Annotated in this window: 15 protein-coding genes and 1 other RNA gene; 11 read left to right on the top strand and 5 right to left on the bottom strand. The window is 59.2% G+C overall.

All coding sequences use genetic code 11. The features are described from left to right. Positions 1-120: 120 nt before the first annotated feature. Positions 121-1794, top strand: coding sequence for a DNA repair protein RecN (recN, locus tag AAEZ10_RS19040; RefSeq protein ID WP_016771769.1), 1674 nt, complete (start codon positions 121-123; stop codon positions 1792-1794). A gap of 76 nt (positions 1795-1870) precedes the next feature. Here the strand turns inward: recN and fur are convergent, their stop codons facing one another. Beyond that, a complete protein-coding gene (gene fur, locus AAEZ10_RS19035) occupies positions 1871-2275 on the bottom strand; it encodes a ferric iron uptake transcriptional regulator (protein ID WP_016771770.1) in 405 nt (134 codons plus the stop codon). A gap of 97 nt (positions 2276-2372) precedes the next feature. Here fur and AAEZ10_RS19030 point away from each other — a divergent pair, with 97 nt between their 5' ends. After that, entirely contained in the window at positions 2373-2900 is a 528-nt protein-coding gene (locus AAEZ10_RS19030) for an outer membrane protein assembly factor BamE (protein ID WP_016771771.1), read from the top strand. A gap of 61 nt (positions 2901-2961) precedes the next feature. Here the strand turns inward: AAEZ10_RS19030 and AAEZ10_RS19025 are convergent, their stop codons facing one another. Genes AAEZ10_RS19025 through AAEZ10_RS19015 form a run of 3 tightly spaced genes read right to left on the bottom strand, consistent with a single transcriptional unit; the run spans position 2962 to position 5114 of the window. After that, the gene (locus AAEZ10_RS19025) at positions 2962-3276 is read right to left on the bottom strand and encodes an RnfH family protein (RefSeq protein ID WP_207809255.1); all 315 of its coding nucleotides are present in this window, start codon (positions 3274-3276) and stop codon (positions 2962-2964) included. After that, positions 3269-3703 (bottom strand): type II toxin-antitoxin system RatA family toxin, encoded by a 435-nt coding sequence (locus AAEZ10_RS19020; protein ID WP_016771773.1) that lies wholly within the window; start codon positions 3701-3703, stop codon positions 3269-3271. The genes AAEZ10_RS19025 and AAEZ10_RS19020 overlap by 8 nt, the downstream gene beginning before the upstream one ends. A 7-nt stretch (positions 3704-3710) precedes the next feature. Next, positions 3711-5114: a sodium-dependent transporter gene (locus AAEZ10_RS19015; RefSeq protein ID WP_016771774.1), complete on the bottom strand. Its 1404-nt coding sequence runs from the start codon at positions 5112-5114 to the stop codon at positions 3711-3713. 119 nt (positions 5115-5233) lie between these two features. Here AAEZ10_RS19015 and smpB point away from each other — a divergent pair, with 119 nt between their 5' ends. Next, positions 5234-5716, top strand: coding sequence for an SsrA-binding protein SmpB (gene smpB, locus AAEZ10_RS19010; protein WP_007953781.1), 483 nt, complete (start codon positions 5234-5236; stop codon positions 5714-5716). Between the two features lie 60 nt (positions 5717-5776). Here smpB and AAEZ10_RS19005 read toward each other — a convergent pair whose 3' ends face one another. After that, a complete protein-coding gene (locus AAEZ10_RS19005) occupies positions 5777-6544 on the bottom strand; it encodes an FCD domain-containing protein (RefSeq protein ID WP_016771775.1) in 768 nt (255 codons plus the stop codon). A gap of 263 nt (positions 6545-6807) precedes the next feature. Between AAEZ10_RS19005 and AAEZ10_RS19000 the strand changes: the two genes are divergently transcribed. The 8 genes from AAEZ10_RS19000 (at position 6808) to ssrA (ending at position 15765) form a co-directional block, all read left to right on the top strand. Beyond that, entirely contained in the window at positions 6808-8502 is a 1695-nt protein-coding gene (locus AAEZ10_RS19000) for a lactate permease LctP family transporter (RefSeq protein WP_071174352.1), read from the top strand. Positions 8503-8651: 149 nt separating this feature from the next. Continuing rightward, on the top strand, positions 8652-9476 hold the full coding sequence (locus tag AAEZ10_RS18995; RefSeq protein WP_041477925.1) for a (Fe-S)-binding protein: 825 nt from the start codon (positions 8652-8654) through the stop codon (positions 9474-9476). Beyond that, on the top strand, positions 9473-10930 hold the full coding sequence (locus AAEZ10_RS18990; protein WP_073473864.1) for a LutB/LldF family L-lactate oxidation iron-sulfur protein: 1458 nt from the start codon (positions 9473-9475) through the stop codon (positions 10928-10930). Before AAEZ10_RS18995 ends, AAEZ10_RS18990 begins: the two co-directional genes overlap by 4 nt. Then, positions 10927-11598: a LutC/YkgG family protein gene (locus AAEZ10_RS18985; RefSeq protein WP_350570498.1), complete on the top strand. Its 672-nt coding sequence runs from the start codon at positions 10927-10929 to the stop codon at positions 11596-11598. Before AAEZ10_RS18990 ends, AAEZ10_RS18985 begins: the two co-directional genes overlap by 4 nt. Further along, positions 11595-14405 (top strand): FAD-binding and (Fe-S)-binding domain-containing protein, encoded by a 2811-nt coding sequence (locus AAEZ10_RS18980; protein ID WP_350570496.1) that lies wholly within the window; start codon positions 11595-11597, stop codon positions 14403-14405. The genes AAEZ10_RS18985 and AAEZ10_RS18980 overlap by 4 nt, the downstream gene beginning before the upstream one ends. 112 nt (positions 14406-14517) lie before the next feature. After that, on the top strand, positions 14518-14799 hold the full coding sequence (locus AAEZ10_RS18975; protein WP_016771780.1) for a PA2433 domain-containing protein: 282 nt from the start codon (positions 14518-14520) through the stop codon (positions 14797-14799). A 206-nt stretch (positions 14800-15005) separates the two neighbouring features. Next, entirely contained in the window at positions 15006-15281 is a 276-nt protein-coding gene (locus AAEZ10_RS18970) for a PA2433 domain-containing protein (RefSeq protein WP_016771781.1), read from the top strand. Between the two features lie 95 nt (positions 15282-15376). Then, positions 15377-15765, top strand: a transfer-messenger RNA (tmRNA) gene (gene ssrA / locus AAEZ10_RS18965). Positions 15766-16164 lie beyond the last annotated feature (399 nt).

Raw genomic sequence — 16164 nt, 5'->3', positions numbered from 1 at the left:
TCATTCTTGAATGCGCTAAGAAAACCCTGAGATCAAGCAAATCGAGCTAAGGGCGGGCATTGTCAGCCCTGAACAAAACACTGTATAAATAACCAGACCTCAAGCCTGGGAGCTGCCTTTATGCTGGTGCACCTGTCCGTACATAACTACGCCATCGTTGAACATCTCGATCTCGAACTTGATCGCGGGATGAGCGTGATCACAGGGGAAACCGGCGCCGGCAAGTCGATCATGCTCGATGCCCTGGGCCTCACCCTGGGTGATCGCGCCGACAGCGGCGTGGTTCGCCCGGGCGCTGATAAAGCCGACATTCTCGCCACCTTCGATCTCGCTGATATCCCTGAAGCCAGCGCTTGGCTGGCCGAGCGCGATCTGGAAAACGACGGGCCGTGCATCCTGCGCCGGGTCATCACCTCGGAAGGTCGTTCGCGCGGATATATCAACGGCACGCCCTGCCCGCTTGGCGACCTCAAAGCCCTCGGCGAGCTGCTGATCGATATCCACAGCCAGCACGAACATCAATCGCTGCTGAAAACCGACACCCATCGCCGCCTGCTCGACGAATACGCCGGCGCGACCGATCTGGCGCGTCAGGTGCAACTGGCCGCACAGCGCTGGCGCCAGACTCGCCAGGAACTGGAGCGCCTTTCCAACTCCGGCGACGAACAACGCGCACGCCATCAACTGCTCAGCTATCAGCTCGAAGAACTGGAAAACCTCGGTCTCGGCGAAAACGAACTGGAGCAACTGGAGCAGGAACACAAGAACCTGACCAACGCCGAAACCTTGCTGGGCATTTGCCGGCAAGTGGTTGAGCAATGCAGCGAAAGCGACTCCGGCAATGTGCTGAATGCGCTGACCGCCAGCCTAAATCGACTTTCCAGCGTGAACAGCTCAGTGGGGGCGCTCGGTGAAGCCAGCAGTCTGCTGACCAGCGCGCAGATTCAGGTGGAAGAAGCAGTCGGCGAGCTCAACCGCTTCCTCGACAACTTCGATGCCGACCCGGCTCGCCTGCAATACCTCGAAGAGCGTCTCGACGCGATCTACACCCTGGCGCGCAAACACCGGATTCAACCGACCGAAGTCGGCGAGATGCAGCAGAAGCTGCTCGATGAAATCGAAACTCTCAACGCCAACGATGAATCCATTGAACGCCTGGGCGAAGAACTGGCGTCCTACGCCCGCCACTATCAAGAGAAAGCGCGCGAGCTGAGCGACCTTCGTCATCAGGCGGCCGGCAGCCTCGCCAGTGCGGTGGAGCAGGAAATCCAGCGCCTGGGCATGCCTGGTGGCCGCTTTACCATCGAACTGAAAGCCAACAGCAGCGACGAGTTGCTGCCGAATGGTCTGGAACAGGTCGAACTGCTGGTCAGCGCCAACCCCGGCCAACCGCTCAAAGCGCTGGCAAAAGTCGCCTCCGGCGGTGAGCTATCGCGGATCAGTCTGGCAATTCAGGTCATTACAGCCCAGACCTCCCGCGTGCCGACGCTGGTGTTCGACGAAGTGGATGTGGGTATCGGCGGCCCGACTGCCGAGATTGTCGGCCAGTTACTGCGCCGTCTCGGTGATCGCGGCCAGGTCCTGACCGTGACGCACTTGCCCCAAGTGGCGGCGCAAGGGCATCAGCATCTGTTCGTGCACAAGGTTCGCGACGAGAAGGCGACTCACACCGCTGTCGCCAAGCTCACAAAGAACGAGCGCATCGAAGAAGTCGCGCGCATGCTCGGCGGTATCGATCTGACCAAGGAATCCCTGGCTCACGCGAAAAAAATGGTGGTGACCGCCAAGGCGTAACAAATAGCAGAAAGCACGAAGGCGACCCTTGGGTCGCCTTCGTTCGTTTCGCGAATGTGAAATTCGCGCGACATGCTTACTTTTTCTTGCGTACGTACAGCACCAGGTTGTGATCAACCATCTCGAAGCCATGCTTCTCGACGATCGATTTCTGAAGCTTTTCGATTTCTTCGTCGAAGAATTCGATCACTTCACCCGATTCCACGTTGACCATATGGTCGTGGTGGCCACCGTCAGCCAGTTCGAAGACCGCGTGGCCGCCGTCGAAGTTGTGGCGGACCACGAGGCCGGCCGCTTCGAACTGGGTCAGTACACGGTAAACCGTGGCCAGACCGACGTCCTCACCAGCTTCCATCAACGCCTTGTAGACGTCCTCGGCACTCATGTGACGCTGCTCGGTAGAGTCGAGCATTTGCAGGATCTTGACCCGTGGCAGGGTCACTTTGAGGCCGGCTTTGCGTAGTTCGCTATTTTCAACCATGGTCAGCTTTCTCGCGATGCTGCTTCGCAGCTTCTCTTAATGCGGGTATGATCGGCGTTTACGTTGTCCCAGCCAAGATAGTGGAAGTCGCCCACCGATGCAAAACACCAAGCTCTTGCTAACCAGTTTCACCTTTGTGGGACTGCTCGCACTCGCCGGTTGTTCATTCCCCGGGGTTTACAAAATCGACATCCAGCAGGGCAATGTCGTCACGCAGGACATGATAGACCAGTTACGCCCGGGAATGACCCGGCCGCAAGTACGGTTTATCATGGGCAACCCTCTGCTTGCCGACACGTTCCATGCCGATCGCTGGGATTATCTGTACAGCCTGCAACCGGGTGGCGGTGAACGCCAGCAGGAACGAATCAGCGTTATCTTCAACTCCAACGACCAGCTCGTCAGCCTGTCCGGTGACTTCATGCCCGGCGTGAGCCGTGATGAAGCCATTCTCGGCAAGGACAGCGGTACTACCGTGACCGCGCCTGCTGAAAACGCCGACAAGCCAGAAGCTGAAAAACCAGCCAAACCAGGCTCCTTGCTGGATCAGATCCAGAAGGACGTCGATGGTGTGGAAACCGTACCGGTTCCGACACCAGAGCCGCTGGACACCTCGCCGCAGTAATAGGCGAGGCAATAAAAAACCCGGACATTCCGGGTTTTTTATTGCCTGCAGTTTGGTCTGCTCAAGAATTGCGTGCTTTAGCCTCGGCAGCCTTGGCCGCGCGCAAGCGTCGAACTTCTTTGGGATCAGCCAGCAGCGGTCGATAAAGTTCGATCCGGTCGCCCGCCTGAACAGGGCGAGAATCCGCGTCAGCCACGACCTTGCCAAAAATCCCCAGCGGACACTCCGCAAGATTCAACTCAGGAAACTCTGCCGCGATGCCCGATTCGTGCACCGCAGCACGAACACTAACGCCCTCAGCAACGCTGATCGTACGCAGAACCTGGCGATCAACCGCCGCGTACGCGACTTCTATCTCGATCACCGGCTTAACCATGCATCTGCTTGGCGCGCTGGCAGAAAGCATCCACCAGCTGGTTAGCCGCCTGATTGAACAGCGGGCCCAACGTAGCGCGCACCAACGGCCCGGCATAATCGAACGACAGATCCAGACTGATCTTGCAGGCCTTTTCGTTCAGCGCCTTGAATACCCAGATGCCGTGCAACTGAGTGAACGGGCCTTCTTCAAGATTCATCTCGATCGACTGCCCCGGCACCAGCGTATTGCGCGTGACGAAATGCTGACTGAGGCCGCCTTTGGCCACGCCGACACTGGCGCGCATGTGTTCCGGGGAGCTTTCCAGCACTTCAGCCTCCGAGCACCACGGCAGAAACTCCGGGTAACGCGCGACGTCGTTGACCAGGTCGTAGAGAAACTGCGCCGGGTACGGCAGGAGCGCGGATCGTTGGATATGTGTCGTCATGTAAGCGTTACTTCCAGAGCTGAGCGGCAAAGACTACAAGAATGCCGATAGGCGCCACGTAGCGCATCAAGAACAGGGACAGGGCAAATAGAACCGGGTTACGGATGGACAATTCATCCCGCACCGCTTCACGCCCCATTACCCATCCCGCGAACAGCACGAAACACAAGCCACCAAGGGGCAACATGATCCGCGAGGTGAAGAAATCGATCACGCCGAAGAAGTCGAGACCGCTCTGCGCACCCCATTGATAGAGGCTGAACGCCCCGCCTTCGTTCACGAAAAACTTGGCTTCCTTCCAGATATTGAAAGAAAACACCGTGCCCAGACCAACGAACCAGCAGGTGAACGCAAGCCAGAACGTCACCCAGATGCGGCTGATTTTAGTGCGTTCAACCAGGTAAGCCACCATCGGTTCGAGTAGCGAAATAGCCGAACTCCAGGCAGCCACCGCGACCAGCACAAAGAACACCACGCCCATCAACTGGCCGAAAAAGACGTTACCAAAAGCAAACGGCAGGCTGACGAACATCAGCCCCGGGCCTTCGCTTGGATTCAGACCAGCAGCAAATACAATTGGAAACAATGCCAGACCGGCCACCAGCGATACGAAAGTATCCAACAGCGCAACACCGACCACCGTGCCCGACAGCGAGGTGTTCTTCGGCATGTAGGCGCCGTAGATCATGATGGAGCCGACGCCGACGCTCAGCGAGAAGAACGCGTGCCCCATCGCTGGCAGCAGGCCGTCGAGGACTTTTTCCGGGTGGAAGTCGAACATGAAATGCACGCCTTCCATGAAATGCCCGGTGGTCATGCTGTAGCCCAGCAGCACCAGAATCATCACGAACAGCAGCGGCATCATGATTCGCAGGCTGCGTTCAAGCCCGGCGACCACGCCTTTGGCGATCACGAAGGCCGACAGCAGCATGAAAATCGTGTGCCAAAGTGTCAGGCGCCATGGATTGGAGATGACATTGCCGAAATAGGCGCCGACCTGATCAGCCGTCGCGCCCTGGAAATCGCCACGGCCCATGTCGACGATGTAATCCAGCGACCAGCCGCCGACCACACTGTAGAAAGACAGGATCAGCAGGGCCGTAATCATCCCGGCGAACGCGCCCCACGACCATTTGGCCGAGTGCCCGGCTTCCAGTGCCAGCACCTTCAGGGCATTCGCCGGACTTTGCCGGGCGCGCCGGCCGATCAGGGTTTCCGCGAGCATGACCGGGACACCGATGAGCGCGATGCACGCCAGGAACATCAGCACAAAGGCGCCGCCGCCGTAGACCCCGACCATGTAGGGGAACTTCCAGATACTACCCAGTCCCACGGCCGAACCGGTCGCGGCGAGTATGAATACCCAGCGGCTAGCCCAACTGCCGTGGACAGAAACCTTGTCTGTCGACATCGTTTATCACGCCCAAGCGTTAGAAAAAGAGGCCGCATTGTCCGGGATTCACTCAACCTGCTCAAGCACGCAGCAACACCGTAGCCGACAGCCGAACAACTCCATATAATGCCGCCCCTATGGCTAAACAGAAGAAACACCCAACAGGGACCATCGCGCAGAACAAAAAGGCGCGACACGATTACTTCATCGAGCACAAGTTCGAGGCTGGTCTGGTCCTGGCCGGCTGGGAAGTAAAAAGTCTGCGGGCGAGCAAGTTGCAGCTGGTCGACAGCTATGTGCTGCTCAAGGATGGCGAAGCATGGTTGCTCGGCAGCCACATCACGCCGTTGATGACCGCAAGCACTCACGTCATCGCCGACCCGGTGCGCACTCGCAAACTGCTGCTCAACCGCCGCGAGCTGGACAAGCTTGCCGCCGCCGTGCAGCAAAAGGGTTACGCCTGCGTCTGCCTGTCCTGGTACTGGAGCAAGCACATGGTCAAGTGCGAAATCGCTCTGGGCAAGGGCAAGAAGGAATACGACAAGCGCGACACCGAGCGCGAGCGCGATGCCGGGCGTGAATTACAGCGTGCGGTGCGCAACAAGGGCAAGGAAGATTAGTTTTCCACCCTGATCGTTCCCACGCTCTGCGTGGGAACGATCGTTTGCAGAACTAACTGACTACATCCCCTTGCGCCGCTCCGCCCGAGCCATGCGCTGCACCTCCTGACGCACCTCTTCCAGCACCTCCTGCACATACAAAATATGTCGGCTGGACACTTCCCGCGCCTGCTCGGCACGCCCTTCGATAATCGCCAGATACAATTCCCGATGCTGCGAGATCAGCATGTCGCGGGTTTCCGTGCGCTGTTTGTACATACCACCAATGTTGGTCACGACGTTGCGCTTGAGCAGATCGAACAGTCCGCGAATCGTATGCAGCAACACCGCGTTATGGCTGGCCTCGGCAATCGCCAGATGAAACTTCGCATCCGCCGCGCCCTCTTCCGCCCGGCTGACTTCTTCATGGCGCGAGTAGCAATCCTGCAACTCCTCGAACGCAGCGGTCAGGCGCTCGCGATCGACATCGGTAGCGCGCAATGCGGCGTAGTAGGCGCACGATGCCTCCAGGGTGTGCCGGAATTCGAGCAAATCACGTTGCGCTTCGGGATTGCTTTCAAGCAATTGCAGCAGCGGATCGCTGAACGTCGATCCGAGCCCCTCCACCACATAATTGCCGCCGCCCTGGCGACTGACCAGCAAACCTTTGGCCGCGAGTTTCTGAATCGCCTCGCGCAACGACGGGCGTGATACGCCAAATTGTTCGGCCAGCGTGCGCTCGGCCGGCAGCCGCTCGCCCGACTTCAGCGTGCCCTCGAGGATCATCCCCTCAAGGCGCTCGACAATATCGTCAGACAAACGGCGCTGACGTATCTGATCAAAGCCCATAACTCATTTCTCCACGATCCCGACCGCTCGCCGGGGTGTCTATTCTGGCCTATCCGCGCGCCGCCGACACCTGCCAGACACCACTTCGCCAAAGCGGATCAGTTGCCCTCTGCACCGCATCTTCGACGAAAGTTTCAGAGCGGCAAATTGACACACCGCCACCAAGGCTTTTACCCTAGCCGACAGTGCTTGTAAATTGGTCTTACCAATTATCCAAGATTACTCACAGTGCCTGACCAACAACAATTAGGGGCCACCCCACCATGCAAACCTGGCAACAGCTCTACAGTCCGCTCGGCAGCCTTGGCGTCTCCGCTCTCGCGGCCGTCATTCCCATCGTGTTCTTCTTTCTCGCCCTGGCGGTGTTCCGCCTCAAAGGCCATGTGGCCGGCAGCATCACCCTCGCGCTTTCGATTGCCGTGGCGATTTTCGCCTTCCAGATGCCAGTGGACATGGCCTTCGCCGCCGCTGGTTACGGTTTCGCTTATGGCCTGTGGCCGATTGCCTGGATCATTGTCGCGGCGGTGTTCCTCTACAAACTGACGGTGAAAAGCGGTCAGTTCGAGGTCATCCGCAGCTCGGTCCTGTCGATCACCGATGACCAGCGCTTGCAGGTGTTGCTGATCGGTTTCTGCTTCGGCGCCTTTCTGGAAGGTGCCGCCGGTTTCGGCGCGCCGGTAGCTATTACTGCCGCACTCCTTGTAGGACTGGGCTTCAACCCGCTGTACGCCGCCGGCTTGTGCCTGATTGCCAACACTGCGCCGGTAGCGTTCGGCGCGCTGGGGATTCCGATCATCGTGGCGGGACAGGTCACTGGCATCGACGCCTTCAAGATCGGCGCCATGACCGGTCGCCAGCTGCCACTGCTGTCGCTGTTCGTGCCGTTCTGGCTGGTGTTCATGATGGACGGCCTGCGCGGCGTGCGCGAAACCTGGCCGGCCGCGCTGGTGGCAGGCTTGAGTTTCGCCATCACCCAATACTTCACTTCCAACTTCATCGGTCCGGAACTGCCGGACATCACTTCGGCGCTGGCCAGCCTGATTTCCCTGACCCTGTTCCTCAAGGTCTGGCAACCACGTCGCGCCGCCGGCCAGCACATCGTTGGTGCCGTATCCGCTTCGGTGGTCAGCGCCAGCGTCGGAGGTTTCGGCCAGAAGCGCACCACCGTGGCTTCGCCCTACAGCCTCGGGGAAATTTTCAAGGCGTGGTCGCCGTTCCTGATCCTCACTGTGCTGGTGACGATCTGGACGCTGAAGCCTTTCAAAGCGATGTTCGCTGCCGGCGGCTCAATGTACAGCTGGGTGTTCAACTTCGCGATTCCGCACCTTGATCAACTGGTGATCAAGACTGCGCCAATCGTGACCAACCCGACCGCGATTCCAGCGGTGTTCAAACTCGACCCGATTTCCGCCACCGGAACCGCGATTTTCTTCTCCGCGCTGATTTCGATGCTGGTGCTGAAGATCAACTTCAAAACTGGTCTGACCACTTTGAAAGAGACCTTCTACGAACTGCGCTGGCCAATCCTGTCGATCGGCATGGTGCTGGCGTTCGCCTTCGTCACCAACTACTCCGGCATGTCGTCGACCATGGCCCTGGTGCTGGCGGGTACTGGCGCCGCGTTCCCGTTCTTCTCGCCGTTCCTCGGTTGGCTGGGCGTGTTCCTCACCGGCTCGGATACTTCGTCGAACGCGCTGTTCAGTTCGTTGCAAGCGACCACCGCCCACCAGATCGGCGTCAACGACACCTTGCTGGTGGCGGCCAATACCAGCGGCGGCGTGACCGGCAAGATGATCTCGCCGCAATCGATCGCCGTGGCCTGCGCCGCGACCGGTCTGGTCGGCAAGGAATCGGATCTGTTCCGCTTCACCCTCAAGCACAGCCTATTCTTTGCAACGATTGTCGGTTTGATCACCCTGGCTCAGGCCTACTGGTTCACCGGCATGCTGGTGCACTAAACCTACAAGAAAGACGGAAATAACCGACGCCGGCCCGTGATCCGGCGTCAGCAATTCACCACCGGGTCTGTAAGGCTGCTGAAAGCAATGCGCTTTATATTCGGCAGCCGCAGCAGACGGATAACCGGGCCCACCCGGAGACACGCCTGATGAGCGAGCTTTTTTACAACGCTGTGCCGAACGCGACCCGCGTGGCACCGCCACTGCCCGAACCTCGGCAATACCCCAGCGAGAAACCGTCGCGGGTCTACCTTTTCGGCACGTGTGTGGTCGACCTGTTCTACCCCGAAGCCGGGATGGACGCGATCCATCTGCTGGAGCGCGAAGGGATCCGGGTCGAGTATCCGCAAGGGCAGAGCTGCTGCGGCCAACCGGCCTACACCTCGGGTTACACCGAGCAGGCGCGGACGGTAGCGCGCTCGCAACTGGCGTTGTTTGCCGGCGATTATCCGGTGGTGGTGCCGTCGGGTTCCTGCGCCGGCATGCTGCGCGAGCATTACGCCGACTTGTTCAAGGACGAGCCGGAAACGTTGAAACAGGTGCAGGCCCTTGCGGCGCGCACTTATGAACTGGCCGAGTTTCTGCTGTTCGTCTGCAAGGTGCAGCTCAAGGACAGCGGCGAACCGGTGAAAGTCGCGCTGCACACCTCGTGTTCGGCACGCCGCGAAATGAACACCCACCTGCACGGCCGCGAGTTGTTGGCGCAGTTGAGCAATGTGGAGCGGGTCAATCACGACCACGAAAGCGAATGCTGTGGCTTCGGTGGGACATTCAGCGTCCGTATGCCAGACATTTCCGGCGCGATGGTGGCTGACAAGACCCGCGCGCTGAAGGAGTCCGGCGCCCACAAGGTACTGAGTGCCGACTGCGGCTGTTTGATGAACATCAACGGCGCGCTGGAGAAACAGCAGGAAGCGTTACGCGGGCAACATCTGGCGAGCTTCCTCTGGCAGCGAACCGGAGGTGCACAATGAGCGCCTCCACGATTATTCCTACGGTCGCCGTAGAAGAAGATTTCCGCACCCGGGCACACAATGCCTTGGGTGATCAGCAGCTGCGGAACAACTTCCGCACTGCCATGGATTCACTGATGACCAAGCGGGCAGCGGCTTTCAGCGATGCCCACGAAAGAGAACACTTGCGCGCACTGGGCAATTCGATCAAGGCCCGCGCGCTGTCCAAGTTGCCCGACCTGCTCGAGCAACTGGAACAGAACCTGACCCGCAACGGTGTGACAGTGCACTGGGCGGAAACGGTGGACGAAGCCAATGGCATCGTCTTATCGATCATCCGTGCTCACGAGGCGCGGCAAGTGATCAAGGGCAAATCGATGGTCAGCGAAGAGATGGAGATGAACCATTTCCTCGAGGCTCGGGACATTGAATGTCTGGAGTCCGACATGGGGGAGTACATCGTCCAGCTCGACCACGAGAAGCCTTCACACATCATTATGCCGGCGATCCACAAGAATGCCGGTCAGGTCGCGTCCTTGTTCCACGACAAACTTGGCGTGGAATACACCAAGGACGTTGACCAACTCATTCAGATCGGTCGCAGGGTCCTGCGGCAGAAATTCTTCGAAGCCGACATCGGCGTCTCCGGCGTCAACTTCGCCGTGGCCGAAACCGGCACCCTGCTGCTGGTGGAAAACGAAGGCAACGGGCGCATGACCACCACCGTTCCCCCGGTGCACATCGCCGTCACCGGCATCGAAAAAGTCGTGGAAAACCTGCGCGACGTGGTGCCGCTGCTGTCACTGCTGACGCGCTCGGCGCTGGGCATTCCGATCACCACCTACGTCAACATGATCTCCGGCCCGCGCAAGGAACATGAACTCGATGGCCCGCAGGAAGTGCATCTGGTGCTGCTCGACAACGGTCGCAGCCAAGCCTTCGCCGACAGTGAATTGCGCCAGACCCTGAACTGCATCCGCTGCGGCGCCTGCATGAATCATTGTCCGGTATACACCCGAGTGGGCGGCCACACCTATGGCGAGGTCTACCCAGGCCCGATCGGCAAGATCATCACCCCGCATATGGTCGGCCTGGCCAAGGTTCCGGACCACCCGAGCGCGTCCTCCCTGTGCGGCGCCTGCGGTGAAGTCTGCCCGGTGAAGATACCGATCCCGGCGATCCTGCGCCGTCTGCGCGAGGAAAACGTCAAAGCCCCGGACGCACCGAATCAGGTGATGCGCGGCCAGGGCAGCAAATATTCGCGCAAGGAGCGCTTCATCTGGAACGCCTGGGCCAGACTCAACAGCTCGCCGACGCTGTACCGCTTGTTCGCTTTTTTCGCCACGCGCCTGCGCGCCCTTACGCCGAGCAATGTCGGCCCATGGACGCAAAATCACAGCGCGCCAAAACCGGCCGCGCGTTCGTTGCATGACATGGCCCGCGAGCATCTGGCCAAACAGGGAGAGCGTCGATGAGCGCCAAGCAAAATATCCTCGGCAAGCTGCGGAAAAGTCTGACCGGCACCACGCCAATTGCCGACAACTTCGATGTCGATCTGGTCACCCAGCCCTACACCTACAGCGCCGAGCAACGCATCCCGCAACTGCGCAAACTGATGGAGGCGGTGCACACCGAAATCCACCTGACCTCGGGCGCCGAGTGGCCGGCATTACTGGCGCAACTGCTGCGTGACCGCCAGTTGCCGAGCCTGCTGATCGCACCGACCACACCGCACGGGCAACGCATCGCACAGCACTGGGCGAACAATCCCGAGCTGCCTGCACTGAAATCCTACAACCGGCCAATGGAAGCGTGGAAAGCCGAGCTGTTCAACGACACCCCGGCCAGCCTTACCGGCACCCTCGGTGCCATCGCCGCGACCGGCAGCCTGATTCTCTGGCCAACCCGTGAAGAACCGCGTTTGATGAGCCTGGTGCCACCGGTGCACTTCGCCCTGCTCAAGGCCAGCGAAATCCGCGACAACTTCTATCAGGTGCAACAGGAATTCGAATGGGCGCAAGGCATGCCGACCAACGCGCTGCTGGTCTCCGGCCCGTCGAAGACTGCCGATATTGAACAGGTCCTGGCGTATGGCGCGCATGGCCCGAAAGATCTGGTCGTGCTGATTCTGGAGGATCAATGAGTCTTCCTGCTGCTTTCCTGCGTGATGCCGAGCGACTGATTCCAGCAGACCGGCGCTTCGACGATCCGCTGTCGACCCTGGCCTTTGGCACCGACGCCAGTTTCTATCGACTGATCCCGAAACTGGTGATCCGCGTCGAGTCTGAAGACGAAGTCGTGGCGCTGCTGCAACTGGCCCAGCGCGACAAGGTGCCGGTGACCTTCCGCGCCGCCGGCACCAGCCTGTCCGGGCAGGCGATCAGCGACTCGGTGCTGATCGTGCTTGGGGATAACTGGAACGCCCGCGAGATTCGCGGCCAAGGCACGCAGATCCGCCTGCAACCGGGCGTGATCGGCGCGCAGGCCAACGCCTGGCTGGCACCGTTCGGGCGCAAGATCGGCCCGGACCCGGCGTCGATCAATGCCTGCAAAATCGGCGGCATCGTCGCCAACAACGCCAGCGGCATGTGCTGTGGCACTGCGCAGAATACCTATCACACATTAGCCGGAATTCGGCTGGTGCTGGCCGACGGCACGCGCCTCGACAGCGAAGACCCAGCCAGCGTCGCGGCATTTCGCTCCAGCCACGGCGACCTGCTCGAACGCTTGGCGACATTAGGCCGCGAGACCCGCGCCAACACCGAACTGGCCGCAAGAATCCGCCACAAATACCGTCTGAAAAATACCACCGGCCTGTCGCTCAACGCCCTGGTGGATTTCGACGAGCCTGTGGATATCCTGAGCCACCTGCTGGTCGGCTCCGAAGGCACGCTCGGCTTCATCAGCGCGGTGACTTACGACACCGTCATCGATCACCCGAACAAGGCCTCGGCGCTGATCGTGTTCCCCGATGTCGAGACCTGCTGCAACGCGGTGACCGTGCTGAAAAGCCAACCGGTGTCAGCAGTGGAGTTGCTCGACCGACGCAGTCTGCGTTCGGTGCAGGACAAAAAAGGCATGCCCGCTTTCGTACAGCGGCTGTCGGAAAATGCCTGCGCCCTGCTCATTGAATCCCGCGCCGCCTCGTCGACATTGCTGCAGGAACAACTGGCGCAAATCATGGCGTCGCTGCGCGATTTCCCCGTCGAGAAGCAGGTCGACTTCACCGAAGACCCGGTGGAAAACGCCCGCCTCTGGGCCATCCGCAAAGACACCTTCCCCGCCGTCGGCGCCGTGCGCAAAACCGGCACCACAGTAATCATCGAAGACGTGACCTTCCCGGTCGAACAACTGGCCATCGGCGTCAATCGCCTGATCGAGCTGTTCGACAAACATGCCTACGACGAAGCGATCCTTTTCGGACACGCACTGGAAGGCAATCTGCACTTCGTCTTCACCCAAGGCTTCAACAGCCCGGAAGAAATCGCACGCTACCAAGCGTTCATGGACGACGTCGCGCAACTGGTCGCGGTGGAATTCGGCGGCTCGCTGAAAGCCGAACACGGCACCGGCCGCAACATGGCGCCGTTCGTGGAACTGGAATGGGGCAGCGACGCCTATCAACTGATGTGGCAGCTCAAACGCCTGCTCGACCCCAACGGCATTCTCAATCCGGACGTGGTGCTCAGCGAAGATCCGCAGATCCACCTCAAGCACCTGAAACCGCTGCCGGCGGCGGACGAGATTGTGGATAAGTGCATCGAGTGCGGTTTCTGCGAACCGGTCTGCCCATCGAAGGGCCTGACCCTGAGCCCGCGCCAGCGCATCGTGATCTGGCGTGATATCCAGGCGAAAAAGCGCGCCGGCGTCGACACCACCGAACTGGAAAAAGCCTACGACTATCAAGGCATCGACACCTGCGCCGCGACCGGTCTGTGCGCGCAACGCTGTCCTGTAGGCATCAACACCGGCGAACTGGTGAAAAAACTCCGTGGCCGACACGCCACGCATCAGAAAACCGCTGACTGGATCGAAGGAAATTTCGCCAAAACCCTGCAAGGCGCACGCTTCACGCTGCACGTCGCCAACGGCGCGCGAATGATGCTCGGCGCACCGCGTCTGGCAAAGTTGTCGGCGACGCTGACGCGCTTGTCCAAAGGCCAAGTGCCGTTGTGGACCAACGCCATGCCCCAACCGGAAAAAGCCATTCGTTTCAGCCCGAGCGTGGCGGACGAGCGCCCGCGCGTGGTTTATCTGGCGGCTTGTGTGTCGCGGGTCATGGGTCCGGCGGCGGGTGACAAAGAACAAATGTCGCTGTACGACAAAACCCGTGGCCTGCTGGAAAAAGCCGGTTATCAGGTAGTCTTTCCCGACAACCAGGACAACCTCTGCTGCGGCCAGCCGTTCGCCTCCAAAGGCTACGCCGAACAGGCCGAACACAAACGCCAAGAGCTGATCAGCGCCCTGCTCCACGCCAGTCGCGGCGGCCTCGACCCGATCTATTGCGACACCAGCCCGTGTACGTTGCGACTGGTGCAGGACATCGGCGAAACACGATTGGATCTGTACGATCCGGTGCGCTTCATCCGTACGCATCTGCTGGATCGTCTGGACTTCACACCCCAGGAAGCGCCGATTGCCGTCCACGTGACCTGCAGCACTCAGCACTTGGGCGAAAGCCAGGCGCTGATCGATCTGGCGCGCAAATGCAGCAACACCGTGGTGATTCCCGAAGGCATACATTGCTGCGGATTTGCCGGCGACAAAGGCTTCACCACACCGGAGCTGAACAGCCATTCGCTGCGTACGCTCAAGGACGCCGTGCAGCACTGCAGCGAGGGGATATCCACCAGCCGCACGTGCGAAATCGGCCTGACCCAGCACGGTGGCATCGACTACCACGGGCTGGTTTATCTGGTGGATCGGGTGACACAGGCCAAAGTCCGCTGAAGAGAAAATCAGAACCCTTGAGCGAGGCGGTAGTCCACTGCACATGCCCCGGACGATTCGGGGCCTGTTCAACGGTCAGCGAAGTCTGAACCCTCAGTTCAAGGAGATACACATGAACCGCTCTGTAATGTTAGGTCTGTTTGTCACTGCCTCGATGATGGCGTCCACTTCGTTCGCCGCTGAAAAACCTGCCGATTTGTGCGATGCCAATCTGCAGAGAATCGATAGCGCCAAGACTCAATACCAGACGTCACCGGATCTGAATGCGCGCGTCTCTGCCAGTGTCAGCAAAGCCCGCGCCCTGAAAGCACAAGGCAAGATTGACGACTGCCTCGCTGAAACCCAGCAAACCCTGCTGGACATTCAAAACGCTACCGGTGACACCAAAAAATGATTCATGCGCCGACCTTTTACAGGTCGGCTGCATCGGCACCTGGCCGACCGATCTGGCCTTTTGACATTCGTTGCAAATAAAACCGAATTCCTGCGCAGTGAAGCGGTCAACCAGACAGGTCCTATACTGACCTCGCTTGTCTTGACCTCGGCATCGCGGCCAGACCGTCCGGCAGCACCGAGCCCCCATCGTTCAAGGAGATACCCATGAAGCATTCTGCAATTGCTGGATTGTTTATCACTGGTGCACTTCTGGCCTCGCCGGTGTTCGCGGCCGACAAAGACCTTTGTGCCGGGAATCTTCAAAGCATCAAAGACTTCGTCACCAGCCAGCCGTCCCTTCCTGAAAGCTCCATGAATAACATCAAGGAAGCACAGGAAAAAGCCACTGCGGCTCAGGCGTCCGGCAACGACAAGGAATGCATCGAGGTTACCAACGGCATCATCAGCAAGATGCAGATCCGTAACCCGACGCGTAACTGATGTCGCGCAGGCCAACCTTCGGGTTGGCCTGCCAAGCGTTTTGACGTACACTGTGCACGCTTGTTGCCCGAACAGATTCACCGGGCAATGAGTTCGGGGCCGTTTAGGATTCGACGCCGGTTGCGAAACTCTAGGTGCATGCCGACTTGGTAACAGAAGTCGTAAATCCACTGTTGCAACTACTTATAGTTGCCAATGACGACCAATACGGTGTTGCTCTCGCTGCTTAATTGCAGCTGACAATGCTCCTGGTACCTTCGGGTCCAGCAATCATCAGGGGATGTCTGTAAACCCGAAATGATTGTCATATAGAACAGAATCGCCGTGCAGTACGTTGTGGACGAAGCGGCTAAAACTTACACAACTCGCCCAAAGCACCCTGCCCGTCGGGTCGCTGAGGGTTAACTTAATAGACACGGCTACGCATGTAGTACCGACAGCGGAGTACTGGCGGACGGGGGTTCAAATCCCCCCGGCTCCACCAAATAAACATCTAAAGACGTCCAAGGGCGTCTTTTTTTGTGCCTGAAATCCAGTAAATACGGGGATTTCAGGGCTATTGGGCTCCACAGCGCTTCATGCTGATCCATTTGAAATGTATTCCAAGGCGCATTCCAAGCCCCTGACTGATAAATTTTGGAATACACAACCAGCGTTGGATTACCCATGGGAGCCCGAACCACACGCCTTTCGGACCTTAAGATCAAAGCCGCCAAGCCCATCGACAAAGCCCGCCCAGTGCGGGCTTTGTCGTATCTGAGTCTTGTCGAATGAGCACCGATTTTCCTTCCCATTCTCAGGCCTTCCGGTGGCTGGGAATGTTCGAAGCGTACTAAAAGTACGCTGGGGGCTGCGGCACTACTTCAGCTCACTCTCCGATTAA

It is taken from the genome of Pseudomonas sp. H26/SER47-MNA-CIBAN-0231 (assembly GCF_040310465.1).
Classification (GTDB): domain Bacteria; phylum Pseudomonadota; class Gammaproteobacteria; order Pseudomonadales; family Pseudomonadaceae; genus Aquipseudomonas; species Aquipseudomonas atacamensis.
The sequence above is the reverse complement of the archived record's forward strand: the minus strand, read 5'-3'. Positions and strand labels throughout refer to the sequence as shown.

Bases quoted from the DNA above. Each gene is read 5' to 3' on its own strand.
- recN (WP_016771769.1), top strand. From the start codon at position 121: ATGCTGGTGCACCTGTCCGTACATAACTACGCCATCGTTGAACATCTC.
- fur (WP_016771770.1), bottom strand. From the start codon at position 2,275: ATGGTTGAAAATAGCGAACTACGCAAAGCCGGCCTCAAAGTGACCCTG.
- AAEZ10_RS19030 (WP_016771771.1), top strand. From the start codon at position 2,373: ATGCAAAACACCAAGCTCTTGCTAACCAGTTTCACCTTTGTGGGACTG.
- AAEZ10_RS19025 (WP_207809255.1), bottom strand. From the start codon at position 3,276: ATGGTTAAGCCGGTGATCGAGATAGAAGTCGCGTACGCGGCGGTTGAT.
- AAEZ10_RS19020 (WP_016771773.1), bottom strand. From the start codon at position 3,703: ATGACGACACATATCCAACGATCCGCGCTCCTGCCGTACCCGGCGCAG.
- AAEZ10_RS19015 (WP_016771774.1), bottom strand. From the start codon at position 5,114: ATGTCGACAGACAAGGTTTCTGTCCACGGCAGTTGGGCTAGCCGCTGG.
- smpB (WP_007953781.1), top strand. From the start codon at position 5,234: ATGGCTAAACAGAAGAAACACCCAACAGGGACCATCGCGCAGAACAAA.
- AAEZ10_RS19005 (WP_016771775.1), bottom strand. From the start codon at position 6,544: ATGGGCTTTGATCAGATACGTCAGCGCCGTTTGTCTGACGATATTGTC.
- AAEZ10_RS19000 (WP_071174352.1), top strand. From the start codon at position 6,808: ATGCAAACCTGGCAACAGCTCTACAGTCCGCTCGGCAGCCTTGGCGTC.
- AAEZ10_RS18995 (WP_041477925.1), top strand. From the start codon at position 8,652: ATGAGCGAGCTTTTTTACAACGCTGTGCCGAACGCGACCCGCGTGGCA.
- AAEZ10_RS18990 (WP_073473864.1), top strand. From the start codon at position 9,473: ATGAGCGCCTCCACGATTATTCCTACGGTCGCCGTAGAAGAAGATTTC.
- AAEZ10_RS18985 (WP_350570498.1), top strand. From the start codon at position 10,927: ATGAGCGCCAAGCAAAATATCCTCGGCAAGCTGCGGAAAAGTCTGACC.
- AAEZ10_RS18980 (WP_350570496.1), top strand. From the start codon at position 11,595: ATGAGTCTTCCTGCTGCTTTCCTGCGTGATGCCGAGCGACTGATTCCA.
- AAEZ10_RS18975 (WP_016771780.1), top strand. From the start codon at position 14,518: ATGAACCGCTCTGTAATGTTAGGTCTGTTTGTCACTGCCTCGATGATG.
- AAEZ10_RS18970 (WP_016771781.1), top strand. From the start codon at position 15,006: ATGAAGCATTCTGCAATTGCTGGATTGTTTATCACTGGTGCACTTCTG.